General features: G+C 60.3%; 12 protein-coding genes. 10 read left to right on the top strand and 2 right to left on the bottom strand.

What is annotated here, in order from left to right; all coding sequences use genetic code 11:
• Positions 1–19: 19 nt before the first annotated feature.
• Entirely contained in the window at positions 20–1,510 is a 1,491-nt protein-coding gene (locus EYC95_RS25715; protein ID WP_131062822.1) for a leucyl aminopeptidase, read from the bottom strand.
• Between the two features lie 306 nt (positions 1,511–1,816).
• On the opposite strand from EYC95_RS25715, the gene lptF reads away from it, so the two are divergent.
• The 8 genes from lptF (at position 1,817) to pdxJ (ending at position 10,231) form a co-directional block, all read left to right on the top strand.
• Positions 1,817–2,935, top strand: a complete 1,119-nt coding sequence (lptF, locus tag EYC95_RS25710) for an LPS export ABC transporter permease LptF (protein WP_131062821.1) — start codon at positions 1,817–1,819, stop codon at positions 2,933–2,935.
• Complete coding sequence (lptG, locus tag EYC95_RS25705; RefSeq protein WP_131062820.1) at positions 2,928–3,989, top strand: LPS export ABC transporter permease LptG; 1,062 nt, start codon at positions 2,928–2,930, stop codon at positions 3,987–3,989. Before lptF ends, lptG begins: the two co-directional genes overlap by 8 nt.
• Positions 3,990–4,160: 171 nt before the next feature.
• Positions 4,161–5,960, top strand: coding sequence for a translation elongation factor 4 (gene lepA, locus EYC95_RS25700; RefSeq protein ID WP_008151572.1), 1,800 nt, complete (start codon positions 4,161–4,163; stop codon positions 5,958–5,960).
• Positions 5,961–5,965: 5 nt separating this feature from the next.
• Entirely contained in the window at positions 5,966–6,820 is an 855-nt protein-coding gene (lepB, locus tag EYC95_RS25695; protein WP_131062819.1) for a signal peptidase I, read from the top strand.
• 184 nt (positions 6,821–7,004) lie between these two features.
• Positions 7,005–7,694, top strand: coding sequence for a ribonuclease III (gene rnc, locus EYC95_RS25690; RefSeq protein ID WP_010463056.1), 690 nt, complete (start codon positions 7,005–7,007; stop codon positions 7,692–7,694).
• The gene (gene era / locus EYC95_RS25685) at positions 7,687–8,589 is read left to right on the top strand and encodes a GTPase Era (protein ID WP_131062818.1); all 903 of its coding nucleotides are present in this window, start codon (positions 7,687–7,689) and stop codon (positions 8,587–8,589) included. The genes rnc and era overlap by 8 nt, the downstream gene beginning before the upstream one ends.
• A 165-nt stretch (positions 8,590–8,754) precedes the next feature.
• Entirely contained in the window at positions 8,755–9,438 is a 684-nt protein-coding gene (recO, locus tag EYC95_RS25680) for a DNA repair protein RecO (protein ID WP_131062817.1), read from the top strand.
• Between the two features lie 49 nt (positions 9,439–9,487).
• Positions 9,488–10,231 carry a pyridoxine 5'-phosphate synthase gene (gene pdxJ, locus EYC95_RS25675; RefSeq protein ID WP_131062816.1) on the top strand — a complete coding sequence of 248 codons (744 nt, stop codon included), beginning with the start codon at positions 9,488–9,490 and terminating at the stop codon, positions 10,229–10,231.
• A 128-nt stretch (positions 10,232–10,359) separates the two neighbouring features.
• Here pdxJ and mltF read toward each other — a convergent pair whose 3' ends face one another.
• Positions 10,360–11,820, bottom strand: a complete 1,461-nt coding sequence (gene mltF / locus EYC95_RS25665) for a membrane-bound lytic murein transglycosylase MltF (protein ID WP_131062815.1) — start codon at positions 11,818–11,820, stop codon at positions 10,360–10,362.
• A 274-nt stretch (positions 11,821–12,094) separates the two neighbouring features.
• Between mltF and purL the strand changes: the two genes are divergently transcribed.
• Positions 12,095–15,991, top strand: coding sequence for a phosphoribosylformylglycinamidine synthase (gene purL, locus EYC95_RS25660; RefSeq protein WP_131062814.1), 3,897 nt, complete (start codon positions 12,095–12,097; stop codon positions 15,989–15,991).
• Between the two features lie 5 nt (positions 15,992–15,996).
• Positions 15,997–16,308, top strand: coding sequence for a YqfO family protein (locus EYC95_RS25655; RefSeq protein ID WP_131062813.1), 312 nt, complete (start codon positions 15,997–15,999; stop codon positions 16,306–16,308).
• Positions 16,309–16,643 lie beyond the last annotated feature (335 nt).

Raw genomic sequence — 16,643 nt, 5'->3', positions numbered from 1 at the left:
CCACCCGAGGTCATCGGTTTCAGGCTTTGGCGCGGTCCAGCAGGTATTGGGTCAGCAACGGAACCGGACGGCCAGTGGCGCCCTTGTCCTTGCCGCCGCTGGTCCATGCGGTGCCGGCGATGTCCAGGTGCGCCCAGTTCAGGTTTTTGGTGAACCGCGACAGGAAGCAGGCTGCAGTGATGGTGCCGGCTTTCGGGCCGCCGATGTTGGCGATGTCGGCGAACGGGCTGTCCAGCTGCTCTTGGTACTCATCGAACAGCGGCAGTTGCCAGGCGCGGTCGTCGGCAGCCTTGCCGGCGCTCAGCAGTTGACCGATCAGCTCGTCGTTGTTGCCCAGCAGGCCGGAAGTGTGGGAACCCAGGGCAACGACGCAAGCGCCGGTCAGGGTCGCGATATCGATCACGGCTTGCGGCTTGAAGCGCTCGGAGTAGGTCAGTGCATCGCACAGCACCAGACGGCCTTCGGCGTCGGTATTGAGGATTTCAACAGTCTGGCCGCTCATGGTGGTGACGATGTCGCCTGGGCGCGAAGCGTTGCCGCTCGGCATGTTCTCGGCGCAGGCCAGGATGCACACCAGGTTGATCGGCAGCTTCAGCTCGAGCACGGCGCGCAGGGTGCCGAACACGCTGGCCGCGCCGCCCATGTCGTACTTCATTTCATCCATGCCGGCACCCGGTTTCAGGCTGATGCCGCCGGTGTCAAAGGTGATGCCTTTGCCGACCAGTGCATACGGCTTCTCGGATTTCTTGCCGCCGTTGTATTGCATGACGATCAGGCGTGGCGGTTGCGCGCTGCCCTGGCCGACGGCGTAGAACGAGCCCATGCCCAGTTCCTTGATCTTCTTCTCATCAAGGACTTCGACTTTCAGGCTCTTGAATTCCTTTCCCAGGTTCTTGGCTTGTTCGCCGAGGAATGTCGGGTGGCAAATGTTCGGTGGCAGGTTGCCCAGGTCGCGGGTGAACGCCATGCCGTTAGCGATCGCAGTGGCGTGGGCCGCGGCGCGCTCGACTTCGGCCTGTGCAGCCTTGATGGTCACCAGAGTGATCTTCTTCAGGGAGCGCGGTTCGGCTTTCTGGCTCTTGAACTGGTCGAAGGTGTATTCGCCGTCCACCAGGGTTTCGGCCAGCATGCGGGTTTTGCCGTAGCTGTCGCGGCCTTTGACCACGACTTCGTCCAGCGCCAGCACGGCGTCGGTGCCGCCCAGGCCTTTAAGGGTGTTGAGGACGCCAGCGATGATTTTACGGAACGGGCGGTCGCCCAGCTCTTCGTCCTTGCCCACGCCGACCAGCAGAACGCGCTCGGCCTTGAGGTTAGGCAGGCTGTGCAGCAGCAGGCTCTGGCCGACTTTGCCGGTCAGGTCGCCGCGCTTGAGTACCGCGCTGATGGCGCCGCCGCTCAGTTCGTCGAGTTGTTTTGCCACGGCGCCGAGCTTGCTGCCTTCGCCGACGGCGACCACCAGAGTGGCGGTCTTCAACGTTTCTGGGCTAACGCTTTTTACAACCAGTTCCATGTCGGGTCCCTGAATTAATGGTCAACGTGCGCGGGCAAAACGGCGGCGCACAGACGCTTGCTTATAAATAGAAAGACGCAGGTCACGGCCCGCGACAAAGGCCGCAGTTTGAACCTCGCTCACTGCGCCTGACAACCCTCGGTTGTACGATCTTCAACGCATTACCCGCCTGCTTGAGCATGCGCAGTGACAGGCGCACTCAATCACAGGATAATGCGCCAACTTTTTCGGCGGCCCTGCCCTGCGGGCTGTCTGATACGTTTGCTTGTTTGGCCGCCTTAGCCTGACAACCCTGGAGTGTCTGGTTTGATTGTCTTCCGTTATCTGTCCCGCGAAGTCCTGTTGACCTTGAGCGCCGTCAGCGCCGTGCTGCTGGTCATCATCATGAGCGGTCGCTTCATCAAATACCTCGCCCAGGCGGCCTCGGGCCTGCTGGATCCGGGCTCCCTGTTCCTGATCATGGGCTTTCGTCTGCCAGGTTTCCTGCAGCTTATCCTGCCGCTGGGCCTGTTTCTCGGGATCCTGCTGGCCTACGGCCGCCTGTACCTCGAAAGCGAAATGACCGTGTTGTCGGCCACCGGCATGAGTCAGCAACGTCTGTTTGCCATGACGCTGTTTCCGGCCACGCTGGTTGCGCTGGTCGTGGCGTGGCTGAGTCTGAGCCTGGCGCCACAAGGTGCCAATCAGTTCCAGTTGCTGCTGAACAAGCAGGACGCGCTGACCGAGTTCGATACCCTGGAGCCGGGTCGTTTCCAGGCCCTGCGCGACGGTACCCGGGTGACTTACACCGAACAGCTGTCGGATGACCGTATCAATCTGGGGGGGGTGTTCATTTCGCAAAAAAACATCAACTCCGACAAGAAGGATCGCGGGATTTCCGTGCTGGTGGCCGAGAGGGGCCGTCAGGAAATCCGCCCTGACGGCAACCGCTACCTGATTCTCGACAACGGCTATCGCTACGACGGTAACCCGGGGCAGGCCGACTACCGGGCGATCAAATACGAGGAGTACGGCGTATTGCTGCCCAAGCCGGACGTCAGCGACGAAGTCACCGACCGCGATGCAATGACCACCCGTTCTTTGATCGGCAGCGATGACATCCGCTCGCGCACTGAACTGCAATGGCGTCTGTCCCTGCCGTTGCTGGTGTTCATCGTGACCCTGATGGCGGTGCCGCTGTCGCGGGTCAATCCACGCCAGGGGCGTTTCCTCAAGCTGCTGCCGGCGATTCTTCTTTATATGGCTTACCTGAGCATCCTGATTGCCGCGCGCGGCGCCCTCGAAAAAGGCAAGATCCCGCCGGCGCTGGGGTTGTGGTGGGTGCACGCGATTTTCCTGGCCATTGGCCTGGGCTTGCTCTATTGGGAGCCGTTGCGCTTGAAGATGGCGAGTCGCCGAGCCGCATTGGAGGTGGCCCGTGGTTAAGCTGGATCGCTACATCGGTAGCAGCGTATTCGTAGCAATCCTGGCGGTACTGGGGATTATTCTTGGCCTGGCGACACTGTTTGCCTTCATCGATGAGATGAGTGAGGTCAGCGATACCTACACCTTGATGGACGTTTTGAGTTACGTCTTGCTGACCGCGCCCCGTCGTTTGTACGACATGTTGCCAATGGCGGCGCTGATCGGTTGCCTGATCGGCCTTGGCAGCCTGGCCAGCCACAGCGAGCTGACTATCATGCGCGCCGCCGGCGTGTCGGTCGGCCGGATCGTCTGGGCGGTCATGAAGCCAATGCTGGTCCTGATGGTGGTGGGTGTGCTGATCGGCGAATACGTCGCGCCGGCCACCGAAGTCACCGCTCAGGCCAACCGCTCCCTGGCTCAGGGTGGCGGCGATGCGCAGAGCGCCAAGCATGGTCTGTGGCACCGCCAGGGTGATGAGTTCATTCACGTCAACTCTGTGCAACCGAACGGTTTGCTGTACGGCGTCACCCGTTATCGTTTCGATAATGAGCGTCATATGCTGTCGTCCAGCTTCGCCAAGCGGGCGAAGTTCGATCAGGATCACTGGCAGTTGAGCGACGTCACCACCACGCTGTTCCATGAAAAGAGCACCGAAGTGGTCACCACCCCCGACGAGCGTTGGGATGTCGCCTTGAGTCCGCAACTGCTGAGCACGGTGGTGATGTCGCCTGACACGCTGTCGATCAGCGGCCTGTGGGGTTACATCCACTACCTGGCTGACCAGGGGTTGAGCAACGGCCGTTACTGGCTGGCGTTTTGGGTCAAGGTGTTGCAGCCGCTGGTGACCGCGGCGCTGGTATTGATGGCGATTTCCTTCATCTTTGGCCCGTTGCGCTCGGTGACCCTCGGTCAGCGGGTGTTCACTGGGGTGCTCGTCGGCTTCACCTTTCGCATCGTCCAGGATTTGCTGGGGCCTTCGAGCCTGGTGTTCGGATTCTCGCCGCTGTTTGCGGTGCTGGTTCCGGCCGGCGTCTGTGCCCTGGCCGGTGTCTGGCTGTTGCGCCGAGCCGGCTGATCACGGGTTTTTCCCGACCCCGCGGGTCACAAAAAACGCCCCTGTCGCAAGACCGGGGCGTTTTTGTAGGTGCCGTCTGACCTGCGAACGTGACGCTTGCGCCGTGGATCAGGTACAATTCCCGGCTATTTTTCGGCGGGCTATGCCTGCAGCCTTTTTGAGTGTTGATCCGTGAGTGATTTGAGTCATATCCGCAATTTCTCCATCATCGCCCACATTGACCATGGCAAGTCGACGCTGGCCGATCGCTTCATCCAGATGTGTGGCGGCCTCGCCGAGCGCGAAATGGAAGCCCAGGTGCTGGACTCCATGGACCTGGAACGTGAACGCGGGATCACCATCAAGGCCCACAGCGTCACCCTGTATTACACCGCTCGCGATGGCATCAAGTACCAGCTGAACTTCATTGACACCCCGGGCCACGTCGACTTCACCTATGAAGTCAGCCGGTCGCTGGCGGCCTGTGAAGGCGCGTTGCTGGTGGTCGATGCCGGTCAAGGCGTTGAAGCGCAATCGGTTGCCAACTGCTACACCGCGATTGAGCAGGGCCTGGAAGTGATGCCGGTCCTGAACAAGATCGACCTGCCGCAGGCCGATCCGGACCGCGTCAAAGAAGAAATCGAAAAAATCATCGGCATCGATGCCACCGATGCGGTCGAGTGCAGTGCCAAGACCGGTCTGGGCGTCGACGAAGTGCTCGAGCGCCTGGTCAAGACCATTCCTGCGCCAACCGGCAACTATGAAGATCCGCTGCAAGCGTTGATCATCGATTCCTGGTTCGACAATTACCTGGGCGTTGTTTCCCTGGTGCGCGTGCGCCACGGTCGCGTGAAGAAGGGCGACAAGATCCTGGTCAAATCCACCGGCAAGATCCACCTGGTGGACAGCGTCGGTGTCTTCAACCCGAAACACACCGCCACTGTTGACCTGAAGGCCGGCGAAGTGGGCTTCATCATTGCCGGCATCAAGGACATTCACGGTGCACCGGTCGGTGACACCCTGACCTTGAGCTCCACGCCAGACGTTGACGTGCTGCCAGGCTTCAAACGCATTCAGCCGCAGGTCTACGCCGGCCTGTTCCCGGTCAGCTCCGACGACTTCGAAGATTTCCGTGAAGCCCTGCAAAAGCTCACGCTCAACGACTCGTCCCTGCAGTACACCCCGGAAAGCTCCGACGCCCTGGGCTTCGGCTTCCGTTGCGGGTTCCTCGGCATGCTGCACATGGAAATCATCCAGGAGCGCCTGGAGCGCGAGTACGACCTGGACCTGATCACCACGGCGCCGACGGTTATTTTCGAGCTGTTGCTGAAAACCGGTGAAACGATTTACGTCGACAACCCGTCGAAGCTTCCAGACCTGTCCTCGATCGAAGACATGCGCGAACCGATCGTGCGGGCCAACATTCTTGTGCCGCAAGAGCATCTGGGCAACGTCATTACCCTGTGCATCGAGAAGCGTGGTGTGCAGCACGACATGTTGTTCCTCGGTACGCAGGTCCAGGTGACCTACGATTTGCCGATGAACGAAGTGGTCCTCGACTTCTTCGACCGTCTGAAGTCCACCAGCCGCGGTTATGCTTCGCTGGATTACCATTTCGACCGTTATCAATCAGCTAATCTGGTGAAACTGGATGTGCTGATCAACGGTGACAAGGTCGACGCCCTGGCGCTGATCGTGCACAAGGATAACGCGCACTACAAAGGTCGCCAGTTGACCGAGAAGATGAAAGAACTGATTCCGCGCCAGATGTTCGACGTCGCGATCCAGGCCGCCATTGGCGGGCAGATCATTGCGCGGACCTCCGTCAAGGCTCTCAGAAAGAACGTATTGGCCAAATGCTACGGCGGTGACGTAAGCCGTAAGAAAAAGCTGCTTGAAAAGCAGAAGGCCGGTAAAAAACGCATGAAGCAAGTCGGCAACGTGGAAATTCCACAAGAAGCCTTCCTTGCGGTGCTCAGGTTGGATAGTTAGGTCCTATGTCACTAAATTTCCCGCTGTTGCTGGTCATCGCCGTGTTCGTCTGCGGCCTGTTGGCGTTGCTCGATCTGCTGTTCCTGGCGCCTCGGCGCCGGGCTGCCATCAACTCCTATCAGGGGAGCGTCAGCCAGGCTGACATGGTGGTCGTCGAGAAACTGAACAAAGAGCCGCTGCTGGTCGAATACGGCAAGTCGTTCTTCCCGGTGTTGTTCATCGTGCTGGTGCTGCGTTCGTTCCTCGTGGAGCCGTTCCAGATTCCTTCCGGCTCGATGAAACCGACCCTGGACGTCGGCGACTTCATTCTGGTGAACAAGTTTTCTTACGGGATCCGCCTGCCGGTGCTCGACAAGAAAGTCATCGAAGTCGGTGATCCGCAGCGCGGCGATGTGATGGTGTTCCGCTACCCGAGCGATCCGAACGTCAACTACATCAAGCGTGTGGTGGGCCTGCCGGGTGACCAGATTCGTTACACCGCCGACAAGCGCTTGTTTGTCAACGGCGAATCGATTGCCGAACAACGGGTCGGCTCCGAGCCGGGCACGCTGGGCAGTGCCGAGCTCTACAAGGAAAAACTCGGCGTGGCCGAGCACTTGATCCGCAAGGAAATGAGCCGCTACCGCGCAACGCCGGACCATTCGTGGACCGTGCCGGCCGGGCACTATTTCATGATGGGCGACAACCGCGACAACTCCAACGACAGTCGCTACTGGGATGATCCGAGCATTCCCAAGGATCTGCTGGGCATGGTTCCCGACAAGAATATCGTCGGCAAGGCCTTCGCAGTCTGGATGAGCTGGCCGGAACCCAAACTCAGTCACCTGCCGAATTTCTCGCGGGTTGGCCTGATCAAGTAATCACACACGGCGCTGTTGAACACAGCGCCGAATGCATTTCTGGAGTCGACACAATCGGCGCCGAAAGCATGAAGCCAATGATATTCAGGACGTTATTTTTGAACACAGCGTTAATTGTCCCAAGCCTGCGCCGCACCACGGCCATGGCGGTGGAATCCAGCCACGAACTCAGCGTGGGTAAACCGTGAGCGTCTCCTTAAGCCGTCTAGAGCGTCAGCTCGGCTACACCTTCAAGGATCAGGAACTGATGGTCCTGGCCCTGACTCACCGCAGTTTTGCCGGGCGCAACAACGAACGCCTGGAATTCCTCGGTGATGCCATCCTCAACTTCGTCGCTGGCGAGGCGCTGTTCGATCGCTTCCCGCTGGCCCGCGAAGGCCAGTTGTCGCGTTTGCGCGCACGCCTGGTGAAAGGTGAGACGCTGGCCGTACTGGCCCGCGGTTTCGACCTGGGCGAATACCTGCGCCTGGGCTCCGGTGAGTTGAAAAGCGGCGGCTTCCGTCGCGAGTCGATTCTGGCCGATGCCCTGGAAGCACTGATTGGTGCGATCTACCTCGATGCTGGCATGGACATGGCGCGCGAGCGCGTGCTGGCCTGGCTGGCCGGTGAGTTCGAAGGCCTGACGCTGGTCGACACCAACAAAGATCCAAAAACCCGCCTGCAGGAATTTCTGCAATCGCGTGGTTGCGAGCTGCCGCGTTACGAAGTGGTGGATATCCAGGGTGAGCCGCATTGCCGGACGTTCTTCGTCGAATGTGAAATCACCTTACTGAATGAAAAAAGCCGAGGTCAGGGTGTGAGTCGTCGTATTGCCGAACAGGTAGCGGCCGCCGCAGCACTGATTGCCCTGGGTGTGGAGAATGGCAATGACTGATTCAACTGCAACTCGCTGTGGCTATGTTGCCATCGTCGGCCGTCCCAACGTGGGCAAGTCCACGCTGCTGAACCATATCCTGGGTCAGAAGCTGGCGATCACTTCGCGCAAGCCGCAAACCACCCGTCACAACATGCTGGGCATCAAGACCGAAGGCGCCGTGCAGGCGATCTACGTCGACACCCCGGGCATGCACAAGGGCGGCGAAAAGGCTCTGAACCGCTACATGAACAAGACCGCTTCGGCGGCGTTGAAAGACGTCGACGTGGTGATCTTCGTGGTTGACCGCACCAAATGGACCGACGAAGACCAGATGGTTCTCGAACGCGTCCAGTACGTGACCGGCCCGCTGATCGTGGCGCTGAACAAGACCGATCGCATCGAAGACAAATCCGAGCTGATGCCGCACCTGACCTGGTTGCAGGAACAGTTGCCGAACGCGCAGATCATGCCGATCTCGGCCCAGCACGGGCACAACCTCGAAGCGCTGGAGCGTGTGATTGCCGGCTACCTGCCGGAAAACGATCACTTCTTCCCGGAAGACCAGATCACCGACCGCAGCAGCCGCTTCCTCGCCGCTGAACTGGTACGCGAGAAAATCATGCGCCAGATGGGCGCCGAGCTGCCGTACCAGATCACCGTCGAAATCGAAGAGTTCAAGCAGCAGGGCAAAACCCTGCATATCCATGCCTTGATCCTCGTTGAGCGCGACGGCCAGAAGAAAATCATCATTGGCGACAAGGGCGAGCGGATCAAACGCATCGGCACCGAGGCGCGCAAGGACATGGAGCTGCTGTTCGACTCCAAGATCATGCTCAACCTTTGGGTGAAAGTGAAAGGCGGCTGGTCTGACGACGAGCGCGCTCTGCGTTCGCTGGGTTACGGCGATCTGTAACCCGGTCGACGCTGCACCGTATAACCTCTGTGGGAGCGGGCTTGCTCGCGAAGACGATGTAACATTCAGCATTGATGTTGACTGTCACACCGCATTCGCGAGCAAGCCCGCTCCCACATTGGTTTCGGGTTGTTTGTAAAACTGCGTTCCGTCATTGAGAACTCCATGTCCCAGCCCATCGGCCAACCCGCTTTCGTGCTTCACAGCCGCGCTTACCGCGAAAGCAGCGCGCTGGTGGACTTCCTCACGCCGCAAGGTCGGCTGCGGGCGGTGTTGCGTAGCGCGCGGGGCAAGGCCGGGACATTGGCCCGACCATTCGTGCCGCTGGAAGTCGAGTTTCGCGGACGTGGCGATCTGAAGAATGTCGGACGCATGGAAAGTGCGGGTACTTCTACATGGCTCATCGGTGAGGCCCTGTTCAGTGGCCTCTACCTCAATGAACTGCTGATCCGCCTGTTGCCCGCAGAAGACCCGCACCCTGGCGTGTTCGATCACTATGCCGCGACGTTGCTCGCGCTGGCCGAAGGGCGCCCACTGGAACCGTTGCTGCGATCCTTCGAATGGCGCCTGCTCGACGACCTCGGTTACGGCTTCGCCCTGACCACCGACATCCACGGCGAGCCCATCGCCCCGGACGGTCTGTACCGATTGCAAGTGGACGCCGGCCTGGAGCAGGTGTACTTGCTGCAACCCGGCCTGTTCAACGGCACCGAGCTGTTGGCCATGGCCGACGCTGACTGGACCGCGCCCGGCGCATTGTCCGCTGCCAAACGTCTGATGCGCCAGGCGTTGGCCGTTCACCTGGGCGGTCGTCCCCTCGTCAGCCGCGAACTGTTTCGCAAGCCCTGATCACCCCGTATGCTGTGCACCGAACTTCCCTATCTTCAGGAGCGCTTCCTTGACCACCAGCAATCGCATTCTTCTTGGCGTGAACATCGACCACGTTGCCACCCTGCGTCAGGCCCGGGGCACGCGCTATCCGGATCCGGTCAAGGCAGCACTGGACGCGGAAGAGGCGGGCGCTGACGGCATCACCGTGCACCTGCGCGAAGACCGCCGGCACATCCAGGAACGCGACGTGCTGTTGCTCAAGGACGTGCTGCAAACCCGCATGAACTTCGAAATGGGCGTCACCGAAGAAATGATGCTGTTCGCCGAGCGCATCCGCCCGGCGCACATTTGCCTGGTCCCGGAAACCCGTCAGGAACTGACCACTGAAGGTGGCCTGGACGTAGCGGGACAGGAAGTACGGATTAAAGCAGCGGTGGATCGCCTGTCAAAGATCGGCTGTGAAGTGTCGCTGTTCATCGATGCTGACGAGCGGCAGATCGAAGCGTCCCGTCGTGTGGGTGCGCCGGCAATCGAATTGCACACCGGTCGTTATGCCGATGCCGAGACGCCGACTGAAGTGGCTGAAGAGCTTAAGCGAGTCGCTGACGGTGTGGCATTTGGTTTGGCTCAGGGCCTGATCGTTAATGCTGGCCACGGATTGCACTATCACAACGTTGAAGCGGTAGCCGCGATCAAAGGCATCAACGAACTGAACATCGGCCATGCGCTGGTGGCTCATGCGTTGTTCGTGGGCTTCAAGTCGGCGGTGTCGGAAATGAAGGCATTGATCCTGGCCGCCGCAAAAGCCTAAAAACCCAACACAACACCCCTGTGGGAGCGGGCTTGCTCGCGAATGCGGTTTAACATTCAACATCTTCGTTGACTGACACACCGCTTTCGCGAGCAAGCCCGCTCCCACATTTGATCTCGGTTGTTCTGTCAGAGCTGCGGGGTTTCCTGGCTCGGCTTGGTCTTGTCGACCCCAGGTACATGCAGGTTGCCCTCGGCCACCTGATTGCCTTCAAGTTGCGGTTGCGTCACCCACGTCAGGATGTCGTAGTAGCGACGGATGTTCGCCACGAAATGCACAGGCTCGCCGCCCCGGGCGTAGCCATAACGCGTCTTGCTGTACCACTTCTTCTCTGACAGCCGCGGCAGGATCTTCTTCACGTCCAGCCACTTGTCCGGGTTCAGACCTTCCTTGGCCGCCAGTTTGCGTGCGTCATCCAGGTGACCGCCGCCAACGTTGTAGGCCGCCAGTGCAAACCAGGTGCGATCCGGCTCCTGGATCGACTCATCCAACTGATCCTTCACGTAGGCCAGGTACTTGGCGCCGCCCATGATGCTTTGTTTGGGGTCCAGTCGATTGGAAACGCCCATCGCCTGCGCGGTGTTCTGGGTCAGCATCATCAGTCCGCGCACGCCGGTCTTCGATGTGACGGCCGCTTGCCATAGCGATTCCTGATAGCCGACCGCGGCCAGCAGGCGCCAATCGACTTTCTCTTTCTTGGCGTACGCCTTGAAGTGCTGTTCGTATTTGGGCAGACGTTGTTGCAAGTGTTGGGCGAAGGTATAGGCGCCGACGTAGCCGAGCACATCGACGTGCCCGTAATAGCGGTCTTTCAGGCGTTGCAGGGTGCCGTTCTTCTTCACCTTGTCGAGGTAGGCGTTGATCTCGTTGAGCAAGCTGTTGTCGTCGCCAGAGGCCACGGCCCAACTCTGGTTGCTGGCGTCACCGAGGTCGAAGGCTACCCGCACCTTGGGGAAGTAGACCTGGTTCATCGCCACTTCGTTTGAGTCGACCAGGGTCAGATCAATCTGACCTTCATCGACCATGCGCAGCAGGTCGACGACTTCAACCGCGTCGGACTCTTCGTATTCAATGCCTGGATATTTCTTTTTCAGCTCCGCCAGTTGCCCGGCGTGGGTGCTGCCCTTGAGCACCATGATCTTCTTGCCGACCAGGTCGCCCGCGTCGGTCGGCCGTGATTGGCCGTTGCGGTAGATGATCTGTGGGGTGACTTCCAGGTAGGAGTGGGAAAACCGCACCTGTTGTTTGCGTTGCTCGCTGCTGACCAGACCGGCAGCAGCCAGCACCGGGCCGTTAGGCTTGCCCACCTGACTGAACAGGTCGTCAAGGTTGTCGGCGGTCTCGATCTTGAGCTCCACCCCCAGATCGTCGGCGAAGCGCTTCACCAGCTCGTATTCGAAGCCGGTTTCACCGTTGCGATCCTGAAAGTAGGTGGCGGGGCTGTTTCGGGTAACCACCCGCAGCACGCCATCCTCCTTTATGCGCTCCAGTGTGTTGGGTTTATCAACACAGCCACTGAGCATCAGGAAGAGTCCGGTTGCGATCAGCCATTTGGCGTACCGCGGACGCAAAGCCGTTGGGGAAAACATCTGCGCAGTATACGCAAAGGACCACGAGCGCCATATCTCGACAGCGAAGGGCTTGTCTGGTAGGGCGCGGGAAACCCGCGTGGAGCCCGCAGGAATGGGCCCGGACCGCATTTTGTGACAGAAAAAATAACCGTCGCAGAACACAGGTTTCAGGTCCGGATACCCGGCCCGACGTTCGGGGACAGCCATGCGTACCGTTTCGGGTGCTGTCGCGGGCGGTTTAGGCTAGAATGCACGGCCTCAAAGCACACCCCTTCCCGAGGCTGTCCCGAAGATGTTGATCCTGCGCGGCGCTCCTGCCCTTTCTGCCTTTCGCCACAGCAAACTCCTTGAGCAACTGAGCCAGAAGGTCCCGGCTGTCAGCGGCTTGTATGCTGAATTCGCTCACTTCGCTGAAGTTACCGGCGTCCTGACCGGCGACGAACAGCAGGTGCTTGCGCGCCTTCTGAAGTACGGTCCAAGTGTTCCGGTACAAGAGCCGACCGGTCGTCTGTTCCTGGTGTTGCCGCGTTTCGGCACCATCTCGCCATGGTCCAGCAAGGCCAGCGACATCGCTCGCAACTGCGGCCTGAGCAAGATCCAGCGCCTGGAGCGCGGCATCGCGTTCTACGTGGCCGGCCAGTTCAGCGACGCCGACGCTCAGCTGATCTCCGATGCGCTGCACGACCGCATGACCCAGATCGTATTGGGCAACCTCGAACACGCCGCCGGCCTGTTCAGCCACGCCGAGCCGAAACCGCTGACCGCGATCGACGTGCTGGGTGGCGGCCGCGCCGCGCTGGAAAAAGCCAACACCGAGCTGGGCCTGGCCCTGGCCGAAGACGAAATCGACTACCTGGTCAACGCCTTCGTTGGTTTGAAGCGCAACCCGCACGACATCGAACTGATGATGTTCGCCCAGGCGAACTCCGAGCACTGCCGTCACAAGATCTTCAACGCCAGTTGGGACATTGATGGTCAGAGCCAGGAAAAAAGCCTGTTCGGCATGATCAAGAACACCTACGTGATGCACAGCGAAGGCGTGCTGTCGGCTTACAAGGACAACGCTTCGGTGATCGTCGGTAACGTCGCCGGCCGTTTCTTCCCGGACCCTGAAACCCGCCAGTACGGCGCGGTGCAGGAACCGGTGCACATCCTGATGAAAGTCGAAACTCACAACCACCCGACCGCGATTGCCCCGTTCCCGGGCGCGTCCACTGGCTCCGGCGGCGAGATTCGCGACGAAGGCGCTACCGGTCGTGGCGCCAAGCCAAAGGCTGGCCTCACCGGTTTTACCGTATCGAACTTGCAGATCCCGGGCTTCGAACAGCCGTGGGAAGTGCCGTACGGCAAGCCTGAACGCATCGTCACCGCGCTGGACATCATGATCGAAGGCCCACTGGGTGGCGCCGCGTTCAACAACGAATTCGGTCGTCCGGCCCTGACCGGTTATTTCCGTACCTTCGAACAGTCGATCACCACCCCGCGTGGCGACGAAGTTCGCGGTTACCACAAGCCGATCATGCTGGCCGGCGGTATGGGTAACATCCGTGCCGAACACGTACAGAAAGGCGAGATCACCGTCGGCTCCAAGCTGATCGTGCTCGGTGGCCCGGCGATGTTGATCGGTCTGGGTGGCGGCGCTGCTTCTTCCATGGCCACCGGCACCAGCTCAGCCGACCTGGACTTCGCTTCGGTACAGCGCGAAAACCCTGAGATGGAACGTCGCTGCCAGGAAGTCATCGACCGTTGCTGGCAGTTGGGCGACAAAAACCCGATCAGCTTCATCCACGACGTCGGCGCGGGCGGTCTGTCCAACGCCTTCCCGGAACTGGTCAACGACGGTAATCGTGGCGGTCGCTTCGAACTGCGCAACATTCCAAACGACGAGCCGGGCATGGCCCCGCACGAAATCTGGAGTAACGAATCCCAGGAGCGCTACGTTCTGGCGGTCGGCCCAGCGGATTTCGAACGCTTCCAGGCGATCTGCGAGCGCGAGCGTTGCCCGTTTGCCGTGGTCGGCGAAGCCACTGCCGAGCCGCAACTGACGGTCACCGACAGCCACTTCGGCAACAGCCCGGTGGACATGCCGCTGGAAGTGCTGCTGGGCAAAGCCCCGCGCATGCACCGTTCGGCCGTTCGTGAAAACGAACTGGGCGACGACTTCGATCCAAGCACGCTGGAAATTGCAGACTGCGTAGAGCGCGTTCTGCATCACCCGGCCGTGGCCAGCAAAAGCTTCCTGATCACCATCGGCGACCGCACCATCACCGGCCTCGTGGCCCGTGATCAGATGGTCGGCCCGTGGCAGGTTCCGGTGGCCGACGTTGCCGTCACCGCCACCAGCTTCGACGTTTACACCGGTGAAGCCATGGCCATGGGCGAGCGCACTCCGCTGGCACTGCTGGACGCTCCGGCGTCGGGTCGCATGGCCATCGGCGAAACCCTGACCAACATCGCGGCTTCGCGCATCAACAAGATCTCCGACATCAAACTGTCGGCCAACTGGATGTCCGCTGCCGGTCACCCAGGTGAAGACGCGCGTCTGTACGACACCGTGAAAGCGGTCGGCATGGAACTGTGCCCTGAGCTGGGCATTACCATTCCGGTGGGCAAGGATTCCATGTCCATGGCCACCCGCTGGAACGACGAAGGCGTCGACAAGACCGTGACGTCGCCGATGTCCCTGATCGTGACCGGTTTCGCGCCAGTGGCTGACATCCGTCAGACCCTGACCCCGGAACTGCGCATGAACAAGGGCACCACCGACCTGATCCTGATCGATCTGGGCCGTGGCCAGAACCGCATGGGCGCCTCGATCCTGGCCCAGGTTCACGGCAAGCTCGGCTCGCAAGCGCCGGACGTCGATGACTCCGAAGATCTCAAAGCCTTCTTCGCCGTGATCCAGGGCCTCAACGCCGACGGTCACCTGTTGGCCTACCATGACCGTTCCGACGGTGGTCTGCTGACCAGCGTGGTGGAAATGGCCTTCGCCGGCCACTGCGGCCTGAGCCTGAACCTCGACGGTCTGGCAGAAACCTCCGCCGACATCGCCGCGATCCTGTTCAACGAAGAACTCGGCGCCGTGATCCAGGTTCGCCAGGACGCCACGCCAGACATCCTCGCGCAGTTCAGCGCGGCCGGTCTGGGGGACTGCGTTTCGGTGGTCGGTCAGCCGATGAACAACGGCGAGATCAGCATCACCTTCAACGGCGACACTGTCTTCGAAGGTCAGCGTCGTCTGCTGCAACGTCAGTGGGCTGAAACCAGCTACCAGATCCAGCGTCTGCGTGATAACGCCGATTGCGCCGAACAAGAATTCGACGTGCTGCTGGAAGAAGACAACCCGGGCCTGAGCGTCAAGCTGAGCTACGACGTCAACCAGGACGTTGCCGCGCCTTACATCAAGAAAGGCATCCGCCCACAAGTTGCCGTGCTGCGTGAGCAGGGCGTCAACGGTCAGGTGGAAATGGCGGCTGCGTTCGACCGCGCCGGTTTCAACGCGATCGACGTGCACATGAGCGACATTCTGGCCGGCCGTGTCGACCTGAACGACTTCAAGGGCATGGTCGCTTGCGGCGGTTTCTCCTACGGCGACGTCCTGGGTGCCGGTGAAGGCTGGGCCAAGTCCGCGCTGTTCAACAGCCGTGCTCGCGATGCGTTCCAGGGCTTCTTCGAACGTAACGACAGCTTCACCCTCGGCGTGTGCAACGGTTGCCAGATGATGTCCAACCTGCACGAGCTGATTCCGGGCAGCGAGTTCTGGCCGCACTTTGTGCGTAACCGTTCCGAGCAGTTCGAAGCGCGCGTGGCGATGGTTCAGGTCCAGGAGTCGAACTCGATCTTCCTGCAAGGCATGGCCGGTTCGCGCATGCCGATCGCGATCGCTCACGGTGAAGGTCATGCCGAGTTCGCCAGCGAAGAAGCGTTGCTGGAAGCCGATCTGTCGGGTTGCGTGGCGATGCGTTTCGTCGACAACCATGGCAAGGTCACCGAAAACTACCCGGCCAACCCGAACGGCTCGCCGCGCGGGATCACCGGTTTGACCAGCCGCGACGGTCGCGTAACGATCATGATGCCGCACCCGGAGCGTGTGTTCCGCGCCGTGCAGAACTCGTGGCGTTCGGAAGACTGGAACGAAGACGCACCGTGGATGCGTATGTTCCGTAATGCGCGCGTCTGGGTTAACTGATAGCTGTGTATAAGCTCGGTTTTTTCGTTCCGGCCAGTCATGTCGAGCTGGTCAAGAGTGCTGTGTTCGCTGCCGGTGGCGGGCGGATCGGGGCTTATGATCACTGCGCGTGGCAGGCGTTAGGTTTGGGCCAGTTTCGGCCTTTGGATGGCAGTCAGCCGTTTATTGGTGAGGCGGGGCAGGTCGAGCAGGTTGAGGAATGGAAGGTTGAGCTGGTGGTGGCGGATGAGTTGATCGTGGCCGTGGTGGCCGCGCTGAAACTCAGCCATCCCTACGAGACGCCGGCTTATGAGGTATGGCGGTTGGAAGATTTTTGATCTTCCTGCCGATGAAATGAGAAACCCGCTGAATTAGCGTTCAGCGGGTTTTTTGTTGGCCGCGATTTTATGGATGTACGTTGCTCAAAACTGTAGGAGCGAGGCTTGCCCGCGAAAGCGGCCTGATAGCCGACCTCCTTTGTTGACCGGGTATATATCCATTCCTGCGGTAACGGCCACTTATGGTTTCGCCCTTTCGGCGACTCACTTGTGCGCCCAGCATGGGCGCCATCCTAGAGGTGAAAGTCCTCTCTTGAGCTGGCCACAGCGAATGAAGCGAAGCGCAACTGCATGAGGGCGACCGAGTGTGGGAAGGAAGCGTGGAACGTAAACCG

The organism is Pseudomonas sp. BGI-2, assembly GCF_004310295.1.
Lineage (GTDB): Bacteria > Pseudomonadota > Gammaproteobacteria > Pseudomonadales > Pseudomonadaceae > Aquipseudomonas.
The sequence above is the reverse complement of the archived record's forward strand: the minus strand, read 5'-3'. Positions and strand labels throughout refer to the sequence as shown.

What these genes read in the sequence shown, in the direction of transcription:
- EYC95_RS25715 (WP_131062822.1), bottom strand. Translation starts at nt 1,510, where the DNA reads ATGGAACTGGTTGTAAAAAGCGTTAGCCCAGAAACGTTGAAGACCGCC.
- lepB (WP_131062819.1), top strand. Translation starts at nt 5,966, where the DNA reads ATGTCACTAAATTTCCCGCTGTTGCTGGTCATCGCCGTGTTCGTCTGC.
- era (WP_131062818.1), top strand. Translation starts at nt 7,687, where the DNA reads ATGACTGATTCAACTGCAACTCGCTGTGGCTATGTTGCCATCGTCGGC.
- recO (WP_131062817.1), top strand. Translation starts at nt 8,755, where the DNA reads ATGTCCCAGCCCATCGGCCAACCCGCTTTCGTGCTTCACAGCCGCGCT.
- mltF (WP_131062815.1), bottom strand. Translation starts at nt 11,820, where the DNA reads ATGTTTTCCCCAACGGCTTTGCGTCCGCGGTACGCCAAATGGCTGATC.
- purL (WP_131062814.1), top strand. Translation starts at nt 12,095, where the DNA reads ATGTTGATCCTGCGCGGCGCTCCTGCCCTTTCTGCCTTTCGCCACAGC.